Origin of the sequence: Steroidobacter sp. (genome assembly GCF_016790065.1) — a bacterium.
Taxonomy (GTDB): Bacteria; Pseudomonadota; Gammaproteobacteria; order Steroidobacterales; family Steroidobacteraceae; genus Steroidobacter.
Window position 1 is genome coordinate 1 of record NZ_JAEUPY010000415.1, and the last position, 20,747, is coordinate 20,747.

The 20,747-nt window shown below is 60.8% G+C and carries 13 protein-coding genes; 1 reads left to right on the forward strand and 12 read right to left on the reverse strand.

Annotation, left to right across the window (positions count from 1 at the left end):
* The 9 genes from JNL55_RS17165 to JNL55_RS17205 all read right to left on the reverse strand — a co-directional run.
* Positions 1-1,310, reverse strand: a 1,310-nt coding sequence (locus JNL55_RS17165) for an N-acyl-D-amino-acid deacylase family protein (protein ID WP_293856135.1), incomplete at its 3' end; no start/stop codon positions are given.
* Positions 1,307-3,571, reverse strand: coding sequence for a S9 family peptidase (locus JNL55_RS17170; protein ID WP_293856138.1), 2,265 nt, complete (start codon positions 3,569-3,571; stop codon positions 1,307-1,309). The genes JNL55_RS17170 and JNL55_RS17165, both read right to left, overlap by 4 nt.
* 28 nt (positions 3,572-3,599) lie before the next feature.
* The gene (locus JNL55_RS17175) at positions 3,600-5,180 is read right to left on the reverse strand and encodes an amidohydrolase family protein (protein WP_293856141.1); all 1,581 of its coding nucleotides are present in this window, start codon (positions 5,178-5,180) and stop codon (positions 3,600-3,602) included.
* A gap of 14 nt (positions 5,181-5,194) precedes the next feature.
* Positions 5,195-8,185: a TonB-dependent receptor gene (locus tag JNL55_RS17180; protein WP_293856144.1), complete on the reverse strand. Its 2,991-nt coding sequence runs from the start codon at positions 8,183-8,185 to the stop codon at positions 5,195-5,197.
* Positions 8,186-8,281: 96 nt separating this feature from the next.
* Positions 8,282-9,349: a FecR family protein gene (locus JNL55_RS17185; RefSeq protein ID WP_293856147.1), complete on the reverse strand. Its 1,068-nt coding sequence runs from the start codon at positions 9,347-9,349 to the stop codon at positions 8,282-8,284.
* A 9-nt stretch (positions 9,350-9,358) separates the two neighbouring features.
* On the reverse strand, positions 9,359-9,880 hold the full coding sequence (locus tag JNL55_RS17190) for an RNA polymerase sigma factor (RefSeq protein WP_293856151.1): 522 nt from the start codon (positions 9,878-9,880) through the stop codon (positions 9,359-9,361).
* 92 nt (positions 9,881-9,972) lie between these two features.
* Entirely contained in the window at positions 9,973-11,679 is a 1,707-nt protein-coding gene (locus tag JNL55_RS17195; protein WP_293856154.1) for an amidohydrolase, read from the reverse strand.
* A gap of 34 nt (positions 11,680-11,713) precedes the next feature.
* Positions 11,714-12,037 carry a hypothetical protein gene (locus JNL55_RS17200; protein ID WP_293856157.1) on the reverse strand — a complete coding sequence of 108 codons (324 nt, stop codon included), beginning with the start codon at positions 12,035-12,037 and terminating at the stop codon, positions 11,714-11,716.
* Between the two features lie 203 nt (positions 12,038-12,240).
* Complete coding sequence (locus tag JNL55_RS17205) at positions 12,241-13,272, reverse strand: erythromycin esterase family protein (RefSeq protein ID WP_293856160.1); 1,032 nt, start codon at positions 13,270-13,272, stop codon at positions 12,241-12,243.
* 366 nt (positions 13,273-13,638) lie between these two features.
* Between JNL55_RS17205 and JNL55_RS17210 the strand changes: the two genes are divergently transcribed.
* On the forward strand, positions 13,639-15,690 hold the full coding sequence (locus JNL55_RS17210) for a hypothetical protein (protein WP_293856163.1): 2,052 nt from the start codon (positions 13,639-13,641) through the stop codon (positions 15,688-15,690).
* A gap of 22 nt (positions 15,691-15,712) precedes the next feature.
* Here JNL55_RS17210 and JNL55_RS17215 read toward each other — a convergent pair whose 3' ends face one another.
* The 3 genes from JNL55_RS17215 to JNL55_RS17225 form a co-directional block, all read right to left on the reverse strand.
* Positions 15,713-17,224, reverse strand: a complete 1,512-nt coding sequence (locus JNL55_RS17215) for a serine hydrolase domain-containing protein (protein WP_293856166.1) — start codon at positions 17,222-17,224, stop codon at positions 15,713-15,715.
* On the reverse strand, positions 17,221-18,981 hold the full coding sequence (locus JNL55_RS17220; protein ID WP_293856169.1) for a serine hydrolase domain-containing protein: 1,761 nt from the start codon (positions 18,979-18,981) through the stop codon (positions 17,221-17,223). The genes JNL55_RS17215 and JNL55_RS17220 overlap by 4 nt, the downstream gene beginning before the upstream one ends.
* 3 nt (positions 18,982-18,984) lie before the next feature.
* Positions 18,985-20,747 (reverse strand): TonB-dependent siderophore receptor (locus JNL55_RS17225; protein WP_293856172.1); only part of this gene is annotated, 1,763 nt, incomplete at its 5' end.

The window sequence follows — 20,747 nt, forward strand, 5'->3', positions numbered from 1 at the left end:
ATGAAGGTCACAATATCGGTGTCCTCCATCGCGTGACCGCGAATCAATACCCCGCCAGGACGGTCGTATCCTTGTAGAGCCAGATCGATCAGCAGCGCTCGATAGTCAATTTGGCGCTCTCTCGCGAGATCCGCCACCGTACGCCCGACCAACGATTTGTCGGGATAGTCGAGCACCACCAGGCGCTCGGGGCCGCCCTGCTGATGCGCCAACCACGCGATATCTTCTTCGAGCAACGCCCGCTGCTGGGGCGAACTCAAATGTTTACGAAGATTCTCGCGATGCTGTTTCAGCGCCCCACTCTCGCCGAGCGCCGGATCGTCATTGCCTTCGTTACGGTTGTAACCCGCTGGCGCGTACGCCCACATGGGCAAACGATTCCACAACGCGTTATTGCCCGCTGACGTGTACACATACTGGTCGAAGTAGACGTTCAAGCCTTGGGCTCGCGCCTCATTGACCATACGTACCTGGTTTGTGCCAGTACCCCACGACACCGTCCCGCCGGCCTTGGCATGACTCGCCACCACACGAATCTTCGCTTCGCGTGCGATATTGATGGTTTCGGCCAAGGCTCGGGTGCCATCGATGGGCAAGCCGGTCGCAATACTCGGCAGTCGCCAGAACGGCAAAGCAATCTCGCTGCGCTGATGGGCGATATAAAACCCGTCGAACGGCGCCACCATCTTGGCCAGCGCGACCACTTCGTCCGGGCGACTGAATCGACCGATTCGATACTCCAGTCCGGCGCTGAGCCCCCACGCACCACGCTCCATGCCGTCTCGTACGATCGCTTGCATGCGAGCGACTTCTTGCGGAGTCGCTGGACGCGCGTAGTCCTTGCCCATCACCTGGCTGCGCACCGTCGAATGGCCGATCATCGGCACCAAGTTCAACGTTCCAGCGTGAGCTTGGAACGCAGCCAATTCCTCAGCGATCGTAGGCCGTTGATTGCCGCCATCCGGTCCGCCCACCACCGTCGTGATGCCCTGGGTGATCAAATTGACGGCACGACGCATCTCGACGTCATCGGAGACCAACCCTCGATCCGCATGCGAATGCAAATCGATGAAGCCGGGCACGATGTATAGACCGTTCGCGTCGATGGTGCGCTTGGCCGGCGCGCTGCCGAGCGCACCAATCGCGACGATCCGGTCGCCGGTTACCGCAACGTCGGCGACATAGGCTGGATTGCCGCCGCCATCGAGAATCTTGCCCTGGCGAATGACCAAGTCATAGGCCAGCGACGATTGCATCGATAGCGCCGCCAGTACTGCGACACCGACCGCACGAACCCCCATCAGACTCATAGCAAATGCCTCACGAAATACTCCCAGCGCCGATGAATGAAATAGGGATGACTGCCGAGCGTGACATGGTTGGTCCCAGGCACGATCAGTAGCTCGACGTTCTTGTTCGCTTTGATCAAAGCGTCCAACACCTGCATGGTATTGACGATGGGCACATCGTCATCCAGATCGCCGTGCGCCAACAGCAGCCTACCCTTGAAGCGACTCACGTCGCCAGTATTGGCTTGGCGCGCGTACGCAGACGGATTCCAAGACGGCCGGCCGATGAATCGCTCGCCCCACTCCAATTGATACAAATACTGATCGTGCGAGCCCGCGCTCGAAACCGCAACTTTGTAGAAGTCGGGATAATCCAACAGCGCCCGCGTGGAACTGTAGCCACCGCCCGAATGGCCGTAGATGCCGACTCGCTGCAAATCCAGATACGGATAGCGATCGGCCAGCGCCTCGAGCACGGCGATGTGATCCAACAGCCCACCAGCGTCGGCAAAGCCAGTGCCATACGAAGCTTCGCGAAACGCACGCGACCGGCCCGGCGTACCACGGCCATCGATCTGCACATTGATGAAGCCCAGTTCCGCTTGCGGTGAGCCCGCCGAGAAGCTGCGCTGCGCCTTGACGGTCTGCGGTCCGCCGTAGATATCGTCCAGCACAGCGTATTTCTTGGCGGGATCGAAGTTCGTCGGTCGATACAGCGTGCCGTAAATATCGGTGACGCCATCGTCTGCCTTGGCCTTGAAGCGCTCCGGCTTCTGCCAGCCCTGCGCCAGCAACGCACTGATGTCGGCGCGCTCCAGCACGCGGACCAGCTTGCCATCAGCCCGCCGCAATACCGTCGTTGGCGGCTCATCGACACGCGAGTAGCGATCGACAAAGTATCGTCCGCTCGGCGAGAAATTGATCTCGTGCTGTTGATCTTCCGGCGTCAGTCGTTCAAGCCTTGTTCCGTTGGACCTGACGCGATACAGCTGCAAATAGTAAGGATCGAGGTTTGACTCGCGCCCGCCAGCGGTGAAATACACCCAGCCTTCGCCGGGCTCGGCGTGATACACCCGATCCACCCGCCAAGCGCCGCTAGTCAGCTGAGCTAGCAGCCGCCCGGATAGCGCATCGTGACGATAGATGTGCTGCCAACCGTCGCGCTCCGACAATCGATGCAGTCGCGTGGCGCTCATCGCCGCCTGCATGTGCCTGTGATAGTTCAGGAAGTACGTCTCGGATTTTTCTTCGACCAGCAGCCGCGTGCTGCCGTCGCTGACATCCGTCACGTTCAACTGCTCGTGCCGAAAGCCTCGCTCGTCACGGAAGTGATACACCGAGCGACTCGAAGCGTCCCACCACAGATAACCCCAGGCGATGAAGTCATAGAACACCGGAATCGGTTCGCCGCCCACATCGATACGTCGAACGTCATTGCTCGTGCCAGACAGCAGTTCGAAGATTACCAAGCGCGCAGTCGCAATCTGCTCGTCGGCCGGCAACGCGACGCGTGCCCAATGAACTTTCGGCCGGGCCCCGTACCCTTCCGGCGGCACCCATTGCACGAAGGGCATGGGCGGCACGGCACGCTCGTCGACTCGATAGCTCACCAGTTTTTTGGAATCAGGCGACCATAGAACGCGCGCCGGACGAGGCGTTCCTGACAACTCCGCCGTGACGGACAGCAGATGAGAATCTGACCACGCACCGTAGCCGTTGCTCTCGGCACCATCATCGGTCAAGCGAATCTCACGATCATCCTGCAAAGAACGGATATACAAATCGTAACCACGAACCGACGCGGCCCAGCGACCGTCCGGCGATTCAACCTCACCGGGTCGTATGCGAGCGGGACTCGTCAGCTTCGAGCAAACGTAGCTGCGCAGCTCGCATTCGACGCTGTCGCCCGCCACGACCGTGCGCAGCCGTTGTTGGACGGCGCGAAACTCAAACGACTCGAACGGCAGGTGCTCGGCTTGCTGATTGGTGCCCAACAGCTGCGAGAGGCTCCGAGCGAGCCGCCTGTGATCGAACGCCGGCTGGACAGAACCGCGCGCAGCATCCACCAGCACGAACTCACTGCCTTGGGCACTCGTGCGCCGATACCAGAACCGATCGGTAGTGCCGATCCAATTGGCTTGGATCTGTACGTTGTGGAGTTGCTCGCCGATGCTCAGCAAGGACTCGGCGCGAGCGTAGCCAGCGGCGATTTCATTGCTGTCTGTCGCTCCTGCCTGTGGCAGGAGGCAAAGCAGCGCCGCCAGCGTCAAACACTGGCGCACACCGCTCGGCCCGCATGAAACGGGTCGATTACTTGTTAGTCGCATTGATCTTCGCCGCACGAGCCAGCCGCACCAACTCCTTCACATCAGCCAGCAGGCGTTTCGCGTCGTAGACGATGCCATCTTTCACCGTGTACACGACGCCGCCCGCTTTACCGACAGTTCCATCCGGCAGCAGCGAATCGAAGCCGGTGCCGTAAAACACTTTCAGATTCTCGAGCGGGTTGCGGTCGACCACGATCAAATCGGCCAGTTTGCCCACCTGCACTGAACCAATGTCGTTCCAACCCAGATACTCGGCGCTATTGGAGGTTGCAGTGGAGATTGCCTCCAGCGGCGTAAAGCCGGCCTCTTCGAGCATCTCCAGGTTACGAATGAAGCTGAAGCCGAACACCGTCCACATGTAGCCGGAGTCCGCCCCGGCAATCACGCGCCCGCCGCGATTCTTGTACTCATTCACGAAGGCCATCCACAACCGGAAGTTCTCTTTCCACTCGGCTTCGTCGGTCGAACTCCAATCGTAGAAGTGCGCGAACAAGCCGTCCGGGCTCGGCGTATAAACGCGCTCCAAGCTCGGGTGCAGGTAATCGACATGCCACTCGGCGCGGCGCGAGCCCATCACGTCACGATTTGCTTCATACACACTGAAGGTCGGCTCGAAGGTAAACCCCAGCGACAGGAACTCGTCCAGCACTTTGTTCCAGCGCTCGCTGTAAGGCTTCGCAGCCTGTTTCCACAGCCGCCCCGACTGCCGGAAGCGAGAGCGCACATCGGCGGAGTTGTAGTCGGTGGGATAGCGTTGCAAGCCCTGTCCCTCGAACATGGTCTCCGGCAAGCAATACCAATGAGTCAGAGCGTTGAGTCCGGCACGCGCCGCGTCCAATGCGTTGAAGCTCGGACATTGTCCCAGCTGCATATGCAGATGGGACAACATTCCTAACTTGCGCACTTCATCGAGAGCCGCGCGCACGGTCTCCGGCGAACCTGCCAGCGTGCCTTCGCCAATACCTCGAATGCCGAGCCCTTGAGCTTTGCGCATGAGTTGCCGAGCCTGCTGCGGCGATTGCAGACGCCCGGCGTCGAACCACACTTGCAGTCTCGGCGACACCACCGAGTTACTGGCCGCGCGCTTCTGCAACTCCAACGCCCAACTCACCGGCACGCCCTCCAGCGGCCCGAAGTTCATCGATGCCGCAGCAGTAATGCCATGCGCCAACATCAACTTCAGCGCATAGTCCGGCGGGATCACTCCTTGCCCCACCGGATCCAAGATGCGCACATGCGTATCAATGAACCCAGGCAACACATACTTGCCGCGAGCATCGATGACCTTGTCGCTGGCCTGGCGCGTCTTGGAGGCACTCGACGACGACTCGATGGCTGCAATCCGATTGCCTTCGATGACGATACTCACCGGGCCGCGCGCCGGCACACCAGTACCATCGATCAACAAAGCCCCATCGATGATCAATCGTTGGAACGGCCCCTGCCCTTCGCCGTCGCGACGGGCCGCCGGCTGTTCATAACCTTCCGTGTCGCTGGGGCTGGCTGCAATCGCCACCCCCGCCACCGACCAACAAACCGCCGCGACAGCAACTGCGATACGCATGAGTTCCCCCTGAATTAGAGTTTTTTGGTGAAACCAACGTACCAATAGCGCCCGCGCAAATCCGACAGCGAGCGATCCCAACCATTGGCGTTGCGCGCAATGAACGGCACTTCGGCGTCCCAAATATTCTCAGCGCCTGCTTGCACCCGCAGATCGCGCAAAGCGCCGCCGAGTGCATCGGCGTAATCATCGAAGCGGAAGCCGATCTGGAAATCCTGGGTCCAGTAGTCCTTGCTATGCCGGTCGATGACAGTGCCGAGCACGTCATGCACGCCGGTCATGTAATGGAGGAACGTCGCCGAGTCCCACGAACCGCGTGACCACAGCAGACTCAAGTTGCCGCGCAGCCGAGGAATGGGACCGTTCGTTCCCAAAATCGCGCCGGCATACTCAGCGCGACGATTGTTGACCACTTCCTCGAAGCTCAGCGAGTACGTGGTGTTCAGCTCGGTGCTGAGCTTTCCCCAATCGCCGTTCCAGGAATAGCCCGCGCCGAAATCGACACCCGACACCGAGCGCGTGGTGCCGTTCGCCGGACGCACATCGATGGTGATCTCACCGGTCACAGGATCGCGTGAGTACGAGCCGCCGGGCGACGTGCCGAGCAACACATCTTGAGCCACCGGATTGAATACGACTTTCTCTTGCAGGATGCGCCAATAGTCCAAACGCAACGTCAACTCACGCAGCGAGTGCGGCGTATAGATCAACCCGTAGTTGTAGGTCTTGGCCGTTTCCGGGCGCAGGTTGGGATTACCGCCGCGCAGTAGCAACGCAGTGACATTGGCGTTGGTCACCGGGTCATATACCGTTCCCAGCATGTTCTCAACATACGGTGTGGTCTTCATGCTAGAGATGGTCGGCGCGCGATAGCCTCCGGCATAGGAGAAGCGCGCAATCAGCGATTCGCCCAACAGTCCGAATCTCACATTGGCCTGCGACACATTGATGTTGCCGAAATCCGAGGAATTCTCGTAACGAGTCGCGGCATTCACCTCGATCGAAGTCAGCGCGGCCTCGTCATCGGCGGCACGGAATGCGGGTAGCTTGACTTCGAGCATGCCGGCGTCGGTGGAGCGGGAATAGACGCGCGGATCCCAAGTAAAGAAGTTACCGCTCCAGTCGAAGCTGTAGCGCCGCCAGGTCTCATCGAACTTGCTGCTGTAGGCAGTACGGCGATTTTCAAACGCCAACGCGAAGCGCGCATCGCCGGCCGGCAACGCAAACAACGGTCCAGTGATCTTGGCGTCGATGATCCGATTCTTGGTGAACGTGCTCCAGCCATGACCCGGAGCCACTTCCGCCAACTGCGCCGGCGTGTTGGCGTAGTAACCGAAGGGATTGAATGCGCTCGCATCGGTGCGATTGGCCGCGGCTTGCACCAACTCCGTCACGGCCTCGCCGTACATCATGGTGTCGAAGCCCCATTGCGAGTTGGTCAGACCGATGTCGTAACTGAACTCACCCAGATTGCCGCGGATACCGACGACGTTCTGTACGTCCTTGGTATCGAAGTACTCATGCGCATCCGAGTAGCCCAACAGCTCTCCCGGCCCGAATCGATAGCGCACGGTGGCGGCCACGCCAAACGGATTGTACGGATTGGTCGCGGGCACTGTGACTGTGACCTGCGGGAAGACAAACACTTCTTTGCGCTTGCGGCGCGAGTAATAGCCTTGGTCGTAGAGCACGACCTTGTCATCGAGCAGCTCGTACGACAGCACCCAATGATTCATGAAGCGGCTTTCTTCGGGAAACTGCGCGATCTCATGATTCGACTGGATCAGGCGATCGGCGGTGAGCGGCACATAGTCCGCCGCGCTAGTACCGGTCTGCCCCGGCGAGAAGCGGCTGGTGTCGAGCACCAGCGGCACGGACGGATTGGTTGCGAGCCGAATCAGTTGCGGATCGCCGCCGCTGACGCTTCTACGATCGGTACCGCCGTAGCTGCGGAAGTCCGATGACGAGGTAATGTCCCGATCCGTGTTGAAAATCGGATTGCGTTCTTGCCAAGACACGCTGCCGACGAAGCTGAATTTATCCGCCGAGCCGCCGAACAACATGGCCGCGCGCTTCGCCGAGGCATCGTGATTCGTGGTGTTGCCGTAGGAACTCACGAACTCCAAGCCTTCGAACTTCTCACGCAGCTTGAAGTTGACGACGCCGCCGATGGCGCTGGTGCCATACACAGCCGAGGCGCCACCTTTCAACACTTCGATGCTCTCGATGGCTTCCGGAGGCAAGGCGCCAATGTCGGCACTGCTATCGTCACCGCCGAAGCGTCGGCCGTTCACCAGCGACAACGTGTATTGCGAGCCGAGTCCGCGCAGGTTGATGAACGTGCGACCGCCGTTGGTCGAATCGGTGGCCGGCTGCGTATTGGCGCCGGCCACGAACGGCATTTGTCTCAAGAACGAGCCCACTTGTTCGCCGGAGGTGGCTTGCAGCTTGCTGGCCGAGATGATTTCGATGGGCGTGGCGCCTTTATCGGCGTCCGCTGCGTTGATACGGATGTTCGAGCCGGTGACGATGACTTCTTCCAGCTCAGTCGGACGCGAACGTTCCGCGCTGGTGCTCGACGGCGGAGTTTGAGCCTGTGCCAACCGTGCACGCCACGGTGCCGCCCACGATGTGCTTTCGACTTGAGCCAATTGCAGCGGCACGTTGGCCGGTGCCATGGACGTTGACGTCGCAGCAGGCACCGCGACGATCGTCACCGTCATGGCATCGAGATATCGATAACCCAAGCCGGTGCCGGTCAGCAATCGCGCCAGCGCTTCGTCGAATGTGAGTTCGCCGGTGACGCCCGGCGTGCGCAACTCGCCGACCACGGCATACGAATAAATCATCTGCACGTCGCGATCTTTGGCGAGCTGCTGAAGCGCGGCGTCGAGCGACTGCTCCGGCAAATGTATCGGTCGACGTATGGCCGCTTGAACTTCAGCCGCCATCGTCACGCTTCCCACGGACAGGCAGGCCACTGCGACCGCCGTTGCTATGCGCATGAGAACTCCCCTACCTCTGTTGAGGCTTGTTGCTGTAGCCGTCACGACAGATGACGACGTCTTCAACATGCCAAGAGTGGTTCTCACGAAAAGCGGCTACGGCGCGGCGACGATCCGAATCACATCGCCTTCGTCATGAATGCGCATGCCCGGCTGCTCACGCAGGAAACGCAACAACGATCCCGGATCCGTGGATGAGAAGGTGCCGCTCACCAGGAAGCTTTCGATGCCGGCGTCTTCGATACGCAACTGTTTGGGGTTGTAGCGATTGAACTCGTCGACCACGTCGACCAGCGGCGCCTTTTGAAACACCAGACGACGTTGGGTCCACGCGGTGGCCACGGCGACGTTGGTCGGCGTCGGCTTCTCAACGGCTCTATCGACGACACTGGTCTGCTCACCGGCTGACAACAGAACCGTCGCCCCCGCGCCTGGAGCTGTCGTGCTCGGCATAGCTATCGCATCCGGATACACGCTCACACGCCCCTCGATCACCGTGACCGTGAGCTTGCCCTTCTTACGATAGACGTCGAACTCAGTGCCGATGGCTTGCACACGTGCACCTTCGCTACGAACGACGAACGGGCGCGACGCATCTTTGGCCACTCGGAACAGTACTTGTCCGTCGACCAGATCGATGGATCGCTCGCCGGCGGAGAATCTCACGCGTAGTTTGGATCGCGCGTTGAGTTCAATGGTGCTGCCATCGCTCAGCACCACCGAGCGATGCTCGGCAAGGCCGGTCGAATAAACCTGCACAGCGACCGATCGCCACCACACCAGCATGACGACACTGACGACGACCATTGCCGCGGCGGCGAACGGCCAGCGAGGGGCCGCCGGCTTGCGCTTTGGTTCTTGGGTGTCTCGACGCGGCCCGGCAGTGACTGCACTGGCGATAGGCGTGACTTCAGCCCCCGCTCCTCGCGCCATCGCAAGCAGTTGCTCTGGATCGTATTTGCGAGCCGAACTCGGCGCGCCGGCCTGCTCCCACAGCGGCACCAATTCGAGGAACGCGCGCACGTGTTCGGGCGAACGGCGCAACCACTCGTCGAAGGCGCGCCGCTGGCTCGGGTCGACATCCTCTTCGAGTTCGATGAACCATTGCGCCGCCTCGTCGAGGATTTGCGCGTTGAGTTTCGGTCGGGAAGGCTGGCGGGTCATGATGTCTCCTTACTCCATCGCCTCGAAGTGCCGCCGACAATGCGCCAATGCTATGGCTAGATTCTTTTTGACGGTCGCCACCGACATCCCCAGTTGTTTGGCAATCTCCTCCCGCGTGTAGCCGCACTGACGGTGCAGCAGAAAAATGGCGTAAGGCCGCGCCGGCAGCTGTCTGAGCACCTGCTCGAAGGCTTCGAGTTCATCGCAAACTTCGGCGCGGGCCGCGGGATTCTCGCCCGGCCGCGCTTCCAGTTCCGCCAGCGCTTCGTTGATGGCCACTTCCTTGGGCGCCACCGACAGACTGAGCTTGTGTTGATGTAAGACGTGCAGCGCCACCGTGAACAGATAGGCGCGCGGGCTACGAATGGATTCGTGGCTGGGCACTCGCATCAGGCGCAAATAGACTTCTTGCACCAGATCCGGGACATCGGCAGCTGCATAGCGCAGCCGTGCGGCCAGGAAGCTCCTCAGCCGCTGTCCGTACTCCCGTGCCAGGGAATCAACGAAGGTTTGTTTGTCGCCGACGCTCAACCCGAACTCCAACCGGCTCTGCCCCAGATGTATAGGAGCGAATTGGAGAAAAAGTGGCTACGGCGACCCCCAGGCCCAGCGCCGCGAGCTGTTCAGGCCCGCGAATATACGCTCTGCCCCCCGACCACGGTCTGCACGATGCGAATGTCTTTTAGCGATCCGGGATCGGTTTTGAGCGGATCCTTTTCGAGAATCACGAAGTCCGCGTACTTGCCCACGGTGATCGAGCCTTTCACGCCCTCTTCATAAGAGGCATGGGCGCCGTTGATGGTGGCGATCTTCAGTGCCTCCTCGATGGTCACGCGCTGATTGGCTCCCCAAACCCGGCCGGCGTAGTCAGTGCGCGTCACCATGCTTTGTAGTGCCATCATCGGATCGAACGGGCCCGGCGTGTAGTCGGAAGCGCCCGGTACCGGAATGCCGGCATCCATGAATGACTTGTGCGCGAACATCCATTGCACCTTGTCTTCGCCGTACGCGCGCCATTTCTCTCCGTGGTAGTAAACGTAGGTCCAGAACGGCGTGGGAATGCTGCCCGTGCTCTTGATCCGGTGGATCAGCTCCGGATTGACCAACGTGCAATGCTCGATGCGATGACGTCGATCCGGGTGCGGCCATTGTTTGAGCACGCGCTCGTAGGCGTTCAACACCATGTCGATGGTGACATCGCCGTTGGCATGAATCGCCACCTGCCAGCCATGGCGATGCGCATCTTCAACCGCTTCATGAATCTGCTTTTGATCCATGGTCGAGATGCCGAAGTCGTCGGGCTTGCCGACATACGGCGTGCTCATGCGCATGGTGCGTTCCGACGCGGAACCGTCGGCGACGAATTTCACGGCGCCGATCTTCAACTGCTCATTGCCAAGACCGGTGTAGACGCCCGCATCTCGTAGCTTGGAGAACGTCGAGTCGGTGCCAGAACCCGCAGGCAAGACGTAGGCGCGATGCAAGAGTTGGCCCGCGGCCAGCGTATCTTGATAGGTGCGAAGCTTGTCGCCATCGATGCCGGTGTCGTGAACCGTCGTCAGTCCCGTGGCGACCAGCAGCTTGGACATGTGCGCCATCGCGGCCTGGCCACGCTGCCGTTGCTGTTCGGGCGTAAATTTCTCTCGCTGACCGACGTTGGCAAACACTTCGAGCGCATGCTCGGCGGCCTTGCCTTGTAGCTCACCTTTGTCGTCTCGGAAGAACTTCCCACCCACAGGGTCAGGCGTCGCTTTGGTGATGCCGGCCAGCTCGAAGGCTTTGCTGTTGTAATAAGCAGTGTGGCCGCCACGATGCAGCACCCAAACAGGATGCTCGCGTGACACTTCATCCAGATCCTGTCGCGACAACATCCGTCCGTCATTGATCTTGGTGTCATCGAACTTGAAGCCGTTGACCCAGAAACCGGGCGGCGTTTGCTTGGCCTTGGCGCGTAACGCGTCCTGGATTTCGCGAATACTGCGCAGGTCGGTGTTGACGTCGTAGAGCTCGCTCGGGTCGCCGGGATGGCAATGCGCGTCGATGAAGCCTGGCGTCACCGTCATGCGCTCGCAGTCGATCACTTTCGTGTGACGTGCCGCCATGGCGCGGATGTCCGCCGTCGTTCCCACCGCCATGAAGCGCCCGTCCCGTACGGCGAACGCTTCTGCCCTCGGCGTGGCCGAGTCCATCGTCAACACATTGGCATTGATAGCGATCAGGTCCGGCGCTGGGCCGCTGCGAGCCGTCGCCGAGCTTTGCGCACGGCTCAGCCCCGGCACAGCCAACAACATTCCCAGTCCCAAATACTCGCGGCGATTGAGCTTGGCCATGCGGTCGACGACCTCGATTTTGCTGTTTTCTAGGCTAGAACTGCAGAATCTCCGCCGCCACGATCTCCAGCTTAGCGGCGCAACCGATGGCGCGAGACGAGCCCGGCGACAAAATGAACTCTTCCTGCATTTCCTTGGCACCCACCGCCGACCACTTGGCCTGCACCTTGATGCTCAGATAGGTGTGGGTGCTGCTCACCACCCAGGAGCGATTGAACTCGTCACATTGGCGATCCGGCGTGGACACGACAAAGCTGAGGGCCGACTCCTGAGCAGAGCCCGACCCGGCGAACAACATGCCGAAAGCCAGCGTCACGGCCGGTAACAGCCGAGTGACCCCCAGGGTATTCTTCTTCATAGTGCGGTCCTGTTCGGCGCCGCTGGCGCCCATGAAACGGCAACGCATGTACCTTAGAACTAACCTTGATGGATGTTTGTGAAGGCCGTCAAGAGCCCGGTGATGCTCCGGCAGAAAGGTTTTTCTAGGTGAAATTGCCGAACCGCATAGTGGCACAAGAGCGCCGAAGCGGCAGCAAATTGCGAGGTCAACTCGCGAGCGGCTCACCGGTACGGTCTGATCGGGCTCATCTGAGCAAACACCACGAACGCGTCATAACCGGCACTGGGCGTGACTTCGGAGTAATAACTGGTCCCCTGCCAATGACTGCCGCGGAGCTGTTGTGGACGGTCGAACCATTGGCGCCCGGGGACTGAGGACGGGTTGGAACGCAGATCGAGCGTGTATGACGGCTGCCCGACCGCTGCCAGCACTTGATTCAGGCTGCCAGCCTGCACCGCCGGCAACGTGACCGTGAGATTGCCGCCATCGTTGAGTTGGCCACGATGATGGATTGAGCCGATAACTCTTAAGTCATCGCCCAGGGCGCGACGCAGATACTGGCCCAAGGTGAGGTGCTTGGCATCGGCCGCCGCCAGGTCGGCTCGTAAATGGCCGTTGTGAACAAAGACCAGCACACGAGCCTTCGGCCCAGCGTCCTTCAGCACCTTCAACACGTTGCCACCCATCGTGGCCGCCAGGTCGCCGCTATCCGGCTCGACCTTGGCCCCCGGATACGGATGTCGCAGGTCCATGCCGTAGAAATGAATGCGCTGAGCCTGGTCACGGGTGGCGTTGTACTGGCGCATCCATTCCAGCAGCTCGTAGTTCTCCAGCAACGGCCGATTGCTCCACGAGAACGTGCGGTTAGCCGCGAACACCCCTTCGACGGCGTCATCGCTCAACGGCGCTTGGCCCTGAGCATAGGCATCGGAGGGCTGTGCATGCACCGGATGCGTCTCAGCCACCATCGCCGTGAAGCCGTGCTGCTCGACCAGATATTGGAAGATACGATTCCGGGCGATCAGAAATTCATGCGCACCATGCGCGCCTTCGCCAAAGCCGACCACGCGAGCGTTGCCGACGATGCCATCGAGTGCACCGAGATCTTTATTCGTCCAAGCACCGACGTCGGCAGGCAGCGCGACAGCATGCGCAGCCGCCCATGCTGTCGCCGCTCGCTGCTCAGCGGAGTCCGTCGCGAGGACCTGCTGCCAACTCAGCAGCAGGCTTGCGATCACTAACAGTCGAACCAATCAAAACTCCTTGGCCGCCGAAAACCAGTAGCTGCGCAGGCGGGCATTACCAAACACGTGTAGTAGTTACTGATCATAGGGTAGTACGCATCGAACGGCGGCGTCTTGTCGAAAACGTTCTTGAAACCGAACTGCAGCTTGGTGCCCGAGAACCCACTGCCATCACCAGTCGGGGGCGACGCGGAGGTGCACCACAGCATCCTACACAAGCCGAGCGGCCTTCCGTAGGACGCACGTAGACATAGCCTGAGCCATGGGTAGTCACCTCAAGTTCAAGGTCGAGTTGTCGTCATAGACGCGGCAATACAACGTCGATAGCTTGAGGCGATGGGACAGGAACGTCACTGTAATATCAAACAAACTGGTGTGAGACGCCGGGCACTGACCGGCACCTTGTTACGCTTCTGGTTCGGTCTTCTATTGACGCTGTCGGGCGCACTCGCCAACGCCGACGTCCAAACTCACAACGCTGCGTTCGATTTCGATCACACCGGCCAGGTGTCCTCCGGCCTGGTGGCGCTGCTGGGCTATTTCGTGAACACCGAGACCGCCAGCTCGCCCAATCTCACCGTGCCGCAATTCAATCCGGCGCTGGGCCGGCTGAACTCAGTCACCGTGTCGGTCGCGACTACCAAAGGCACGTTCGTGGTCGCGCCGACCGGATTGTTGAGCTTGATCTCCGGCGGAGCCGCGACTCGACAGCTGAGCTACGCGATTACTGCGGGCGCAACGGTGGGTGGACAAACCGGCGAGGCTTACACGACCGGCAGCACGCTGTTGACGTTGCTCAACATCGGCGGCGGAGACATTTCTGGCGCGCCGGCGCCGGCCAGCACACCCTACTCCGCCGCAGCCGATCTCAGGAACTTCACAGGCACAGGTTCGGTCACCGTAAAACTCACGGCCACCAACAAACTCGAAATCTTCACGGTGCTCTCACTGTTCAACGGCGCCGGTCTGGCCGGAGCCGGCAAGTATGTCGGCACTGTTACGGTCAACTACGACTACACACCGTTCAACGTGAGCGGTCGCGTCTACAACGATCTCAATCACGACGGCTTCCGAGACATAGCCGAACTCGGCACTGGCCTCACGCTGTATGCCAAGCTGCTCAGCGCCGCGGCCCTCACCGGGCCAGCGCTGAAAGCGGTGGCGGTCGATCCGGTCACGGGCGGGTATTCGCTGGCTACCGTCAATGGCAACTACCGCGTCATCATCGATGACAACGCCTCGCTCGCGGACGTCGTGCCACTGGTGTTGCCGAGCGGCTGGTCAGCAACTCAGGCCCCTTCGTTGACCCGCGATGTCACCGTCTCAGGCGATCTTCAGCAGCAAGACTTCGGCCTGATCCATGCGACGGCCGCTTGCGGTCGAGTCTTCACCGATGACGGCTCGAGTGCCGGCATCGCGAACGATGGCTACATGAACGGCGGCGAGTCCGGTCTGGTCGGGCAAACGTTGCGCTTGTTGGATGCCGGCAGCACAGTGCTCGCGACGACGGTGTCACGCGCCGATGGCACCTATTGTTTGTATGTGCCGTCGAGCGTTGCCAATGGTGCTGCCTTGCGCGTTCAGCACGTTCGCGACGCCACCAAGATCGCTACGGGAGGTTCGCCCGGCAGCTCGGCGGGCAGCTACTTGCGAGCGCAAGACACGATTGCATTCTCGTACGCACCGGCACTGCCGTACGCGAATCTGAATTTCGGCGTGGTGCCTGCACCCGTGCTGATCGGCCAGGCCATTCAAGGCGCCTCGGCGGCGGACTCGGTTTGGTTTTCACACCGCTTCATCGCGGGTACCACCAGTCAAACGACCTTCACCGCAGAGTACATCGGCGTGCCCACTGTCACTGCGCCGCAGGTCGTCATCTACTTGGATGCCAACAACAACGCCAAGCTCGACGCGGGTGAAGCGCCGTTGCTCACGCCGGTTGCGCTGCTCGCCGGTCAGAGCGTGTCGTTGCTGCTCAAGGTCGGCGTTCCGGTCGGAGAGCCCCTCGGCGCCAACGCGCAGGTAGCACTACACGCTGCGACGAGCTACACCAATGCCGCGCCAGCACTGACCCTCACCATCACAGCGCTCGACGCGCTTCAAACCCTTGCGGTCGACGCAGGCGTCTTACAATTGACGAAGCTGGCTGACAAAAGCGTCGCGATACCAGGCACCGTCATCGTTTACTCCATCGTGTTCACCAACAACGGCACCACGCCCATTTCCAATCTGGTCATCGAAGACGCGACGCCGGCATACACGTCGTTCTTCGCGACCTCGCCGCTGCCGATGCCAGCGGAACTCGGGACGCCGACGGTCTCCGTGCCCGCCGTCGGTGCCAGCGGGCCGGTGCGCTGGACCTTCCCCGGTAAGCTGATGCCGAGCGCCACGGCCACGATTCAATTCAGCGTGCGCATCGATACGTGATCAGTTCTCTTGAGCTGAAGCGCTAGTCAGCTCGGGTTAGAGAGATCCAATGCGTCAATGCGTCCCGCGCGCCACTGCCGACGCCACCAGCGCAGGCAGCGCCGTTCAACTCATTGCCACGCAGAGTCAGATCCAACGAGATCTCGTGTTCATAGCGCAAGGCATCCGGTGTTTCGATGCGGCCCGCGAACGCACCTTCGAACACGCCGTTGAGGAAGGAACGATCTTCCACTACTACCTCACGCTGGCCGCCCAGTTTGGCCAACACATGACCGTCCGCCAAGAACGTCAATTGCACCGGCATGGGTTTGGCGTAAGTGAACAGCGTGCCGGTCCAGGTACCTAAGAACGGTTGCGGTGTGCCGACGCTTGCAGCCGTGGCCGGTGCCGTACCGCCCGTCGACTTTCGCTTCGGCAGCAGTATGTCGACGATGCGATCCGCAATGGCGCTGGGCAACGGGTCGGCGGAGTTACCCAATACGACCACCACCAAACCATCGTCCGGGAACGTTTGTAACTGTGCGTTCACGCCCGGTTGACCGCCCGAATGCCAGACCATGCGATGTCCTTGCCGGTCGCTGGTAAAGAAACCGATGCCGTAGCCCAACCGGTCGAGGCCCGCGCGCCGTCGCTGCGAATTCACAGATAGCGGCAGGTCCACCGTTGGGCGATGCATGGCGTCGATGGCAGCATCGCTCAATATGCGCTGCTGATCGCGCCGATGCAGCTTGAGATGAAACTGTCCGAAGCGCGCGAGGTCATGCGCACTCGCGTAAATGCCGGTCGCGCCCGGATGCGGAAAATCGATCACGGGCAGCGCTCGCCCATCCTTGCCGTACGAGACGGCGACCGACGCGGCCAGGCTCGGCTCGATGCCCACCGAGCTGTGCGTCATGCCCAGCGGTAAAAAGATTTCTCGGCGCATGTAATCCGCGAAGCTCAAGCCACTCACTCGCTCGACCATATAAGCGAGCGTTGTGTAGCCGAGATTCGAGTAGATGTATTTCTCAGCTGGTGGCGTGAGCAGTTCGCCATAACGAAGAATGAGTTCGTCGGTCGAGGTCTCTGGGTGCGGCTGATTTGAGAACAGGAACTCGGCGTAGGTCGGGAGGCCCGAAGTGTGATTGGCGAGCCGGCGCACGGTGGCCTCGCGAACATCACCAATGCGAGCGCGCAGTTTGGCTTCGCCGAGATAGTCGTTGATCGGCTGATCCAGCGAGACACGCCCGGCCTCCACCAGTTTCATGACGGCGGTCGTAGTCATGGGTTTGGAGACCGATGCCAAGGAGTACAGGGTGTGCTCGGTGGCGGGGATGCGTCGCTCGCGGTCGGCCCAACCGAATCCTTCTTCCCAAAGGATTCTATCGCCCTGCGTGACTGTCACCGCGATGGAGGGCTGCGAGCCCAGCACCATTTGTTCGCGAATGAACTGCCGAGCCGAGTCGAAACGGTCGGCAGCCAATGCCTGTACACACTGCAGGCTGAGACACACGGCGAGCAGCCATCGCCGTGCGCTGTGATGAATCACGCTCACGGCACTCTCCCGAAGCGCACGTTGCGGGCACGCTCGTTGCTGAAGATCAATGCGGTCGCGTGCGCTTTACCTTTCCGTTCAAAGGCGATGTGACCAAACGTCCAACTGCCGCCGGAGAACGCATTCTGATACAGCGGTTTGAGCGTCAACGGCTCAGGCGCGAGCAGAGCACGTGCTTTGAGTGTGTCACCGTCGATGTACACCGAGTAGCTGACATCCAGCTCGGTGCTTCGATACGTGCCAACGAACGGACGCAGATCGAGATGCGCAGGATCGATGGGCTGCACTCGGCTGTACCGCGCCGGGCGACCTTCTCCGCCGACTTTGCCGTCGACCAGCGCAACGATGCGGCTGCCTTCGTTGATGACCTTGTAGTAATCACCTTTGCGGCGCTCTTCATCGCCGAGGTCGAACGTGCCGTCGGTGCGAAACACGATTGGAGTGAATGAGTCGCCGCTCGTCAGGCCGACCACATCGCCACGCCGCTCGAACCGCAACAACTGCGCGTAGGCGGCGTAGTGACCGACGAGCGCAGCGGCCAACTTCGCAGCTCGCGCGCCATCGCTCGCCAGCGGCTCAACACTGCCTAGCTGCGATGTCGTCGCGCCGCCAATGGCTGACACCAGCGGCGGCGACAATGGTGACTCCGCTGCGACGAGATACAACGCCGCAATCTTCTCCGCCAGCCCAGCCACATTGACCGGTCGATTGCTCAACACTGCAACCGACACATCCTCATCGATAAAATGCAGGAACGTCGACCGATAGCCCGCCTCAGCGCCGTCGTGACTCACCGTGTCCCGACCGAGCACCGGCCCGCGATACAAACCGAAGCCATAGACGAGCGGCGCGCCATCGTCGAGCGCTCCCGGCGTAATGAACTCCCGCAACGTAGTCGCATCGCCAACGACAGGCTTCGCGAAGTTGCCAGCCCAACGCGCCAGATCTCGCACTGTGGTTCGTAGTCCTGTCGCCCCCACCGTCTCCTGATTCAGCAGCTTCCGCTGCCACACCGTCGTGCCCGCCGGCCGGGCATACGATTCCGCACGGCGCGCGACGATCTCCGGCAAGCGATCGCTGAAGTGGGTGTCCCGCATTTGCAGCGGACCAAAGATCCGCTCATCGCTGAACTCGCGCAGCGTTTTTCCGGAAACTGCCTGCACCAGCTCGGCGAGCAGCGTATAGCCAGTGTTGTTGTAGGCATGATCGGTGCCCGGTGAAAAATTCAAAGCACGTTGCCGCTGCACCCAATTGAGCACGACCTTCTGCCGCTGCGCGCTGGCGTCATCGAGTCCCGAGAAATTGAACAACGACTCCTGATCGCGAATACCACTGGTGTGATAGATCAGATGGCGCGCAGTGATCCGAACGCCAAAGCCGGGCACGTACGGCAGGTACTTGCGAATGTCCGCATCCAGATCGACCTTACCCTCGCTCGCCAGCAACAGCACCGCGAAGGCAGTGAAGTGCTTCGACATACTGGCAACGGGAAAGATCGTATCCGGGCCGATGGGCGCGGCATTCTCCAGGTCCGCCATTCCATAGCCCCGCATGCACAGCGGTGTAGCACCGCTGTAAACACCCACCGCCAATCCCGGCCCCCGAGTACTGCTGTACTCGGCTAGCAATGTATCGAGCTGCTCAGGACACTCCGCAGTCAGCGTCGGTGCACTCGCGAATGCAACACCCGACACGCACAGCCAAGCGCTCACCAGCGTCGCGCGACGCGCGACGTTCCAACCTTTGTTCGTCAGCATCGCTCAGAACCGTCCGCGAAGCGACACCATGAAGCTGCGCGGCTCACCGTACCAATTTCTGGAGTACGGTCCATTGATGCCGCGATAGTAAGTCTTGTCCAGAATGTTGTTGAGGTTGATCGCGACCGACCAGTCCGCGTTCACGTCATAGCGCGCCATGGCGTTCCACAACGCGTAGCCGCCTTGCGTGAAGTCGAAAGGAACGTATGGGCCGGTGTAGAGGCCAGTCGTGGTATTGAGCGCGCGAGCCGATCCGGTGAAGTAACGACTGCTTTGCACCGACACACCGCCGCCGACCAACCATTTACCTTGCGCGGCCGGAATCCGATACGAACTCCACAGCTTGGCAATGTGCTTGGGCGCGATCGATAGCCAGGCGGCATCGTTGGCGCGTTTGTTTTCGTTTTCGTTCAACGTGTAGCCGGCGAACATCGACAGGCCCGGCAGAACTTCGCCGGAGACCTCGGTATCGATGCCTTGGCTCAGCACCTCGCCGCTGTCGAGATAACAACAGCTATGACCGACATCGCCAACCGCGGTGTATGGATAAGCTGGATCGGTTTCCGCCTGGCCATCGCGCTCGGTGCGATAGACCGCGAACGAGAAGCCCAGCTTGCCGTTGCGCAGACTGGATTTAGTCCCCAGTTCGTAGTTGCGACCGGAGATGGGATCGAGCGACGTGCCGGGCAGCGGTCCCTTCAACAAGTTGGCCTGAGAGGAATAAATCTCAGTGACGCTGCCGTACAAAGTCCAATCGCGACTGACATCGAACAACACGCTCACGTACGGCGTGAAGACATCATGCTCCTCATAGGCGAGCGCGCTGTGAAACGGCACCGGGTTCGGCAACACGCCGTACCAATCCAAATCCTGGCTGTAATCGAACGACGCGTAGCGGCCGCCGATGGCAACCTTGAGCGGCTCGGCCAACTGCAATTGCAGCTTGGCGTAGAAGCCGCCCTTTTTGGTCAGATTCCGTTCCACAAAGGTGCGACGCAGGCCGTCCGGATACGGCACCGAATTGGCGCCGAAGCTCGCCAGGTCGTAGTCGACGGGCAGTGCCTGGTTCCACAGCAGCTGCAGGCCCCAGCCGTTGTTCTCGATCTTCTGATGATCGTAGCCCAGCAACACCGTGTGCTGCCGCCCCAGCCATTCGAAGCGCCCCTGCAGGCTCAGGTCGTAGATATCGCGCGTCGCTTCGGTTTCATCGCCTCTGGAATTCAGGCGGCCCATGGTGCTGCCCAACACCACACCGAAACCGGCGGCATCGCTGCCGATGGCGTTGCTCGCGATATAAAACATATCGGACTCGCTGTGGGTGGCGCTGAGCGCCAGCGTCCAGCGCTCACCGAGCTTTTGTTCGAGACGAGCGAACACTTCAGTGGAATTCTGTTCCCAGCGGTTCCACGACGCAGCCAGCGCTTTGTCGCGCCCGAGCCCGAGGCTGGAACCGTCCTTGTGGCGTGGCAGTCCGGTCGTCCACGGCGTTTGTCTGGTTTCATCGTGACTACCGCCAACGACCAACAGCGTGGACGAGGTCACATCCGCTTCCAGCGTGCCGTAGAAAAATCGGCCTTTGTCATGCGCCGTATCGTAGAAATAATCGCGATCACGCCAAGTGGCGACGGCGCGACCCCGCAAGCGGCCATCGAACCCGAGCGGGCCCGTGACATCGAGCATGGCGTTGAAGTTACTCCAGCTACCACCCTGCGCCGTGACGATCGTCTCCGCGTCCGCGCGGCCACGCTTGCGGACCAGGTTGATCG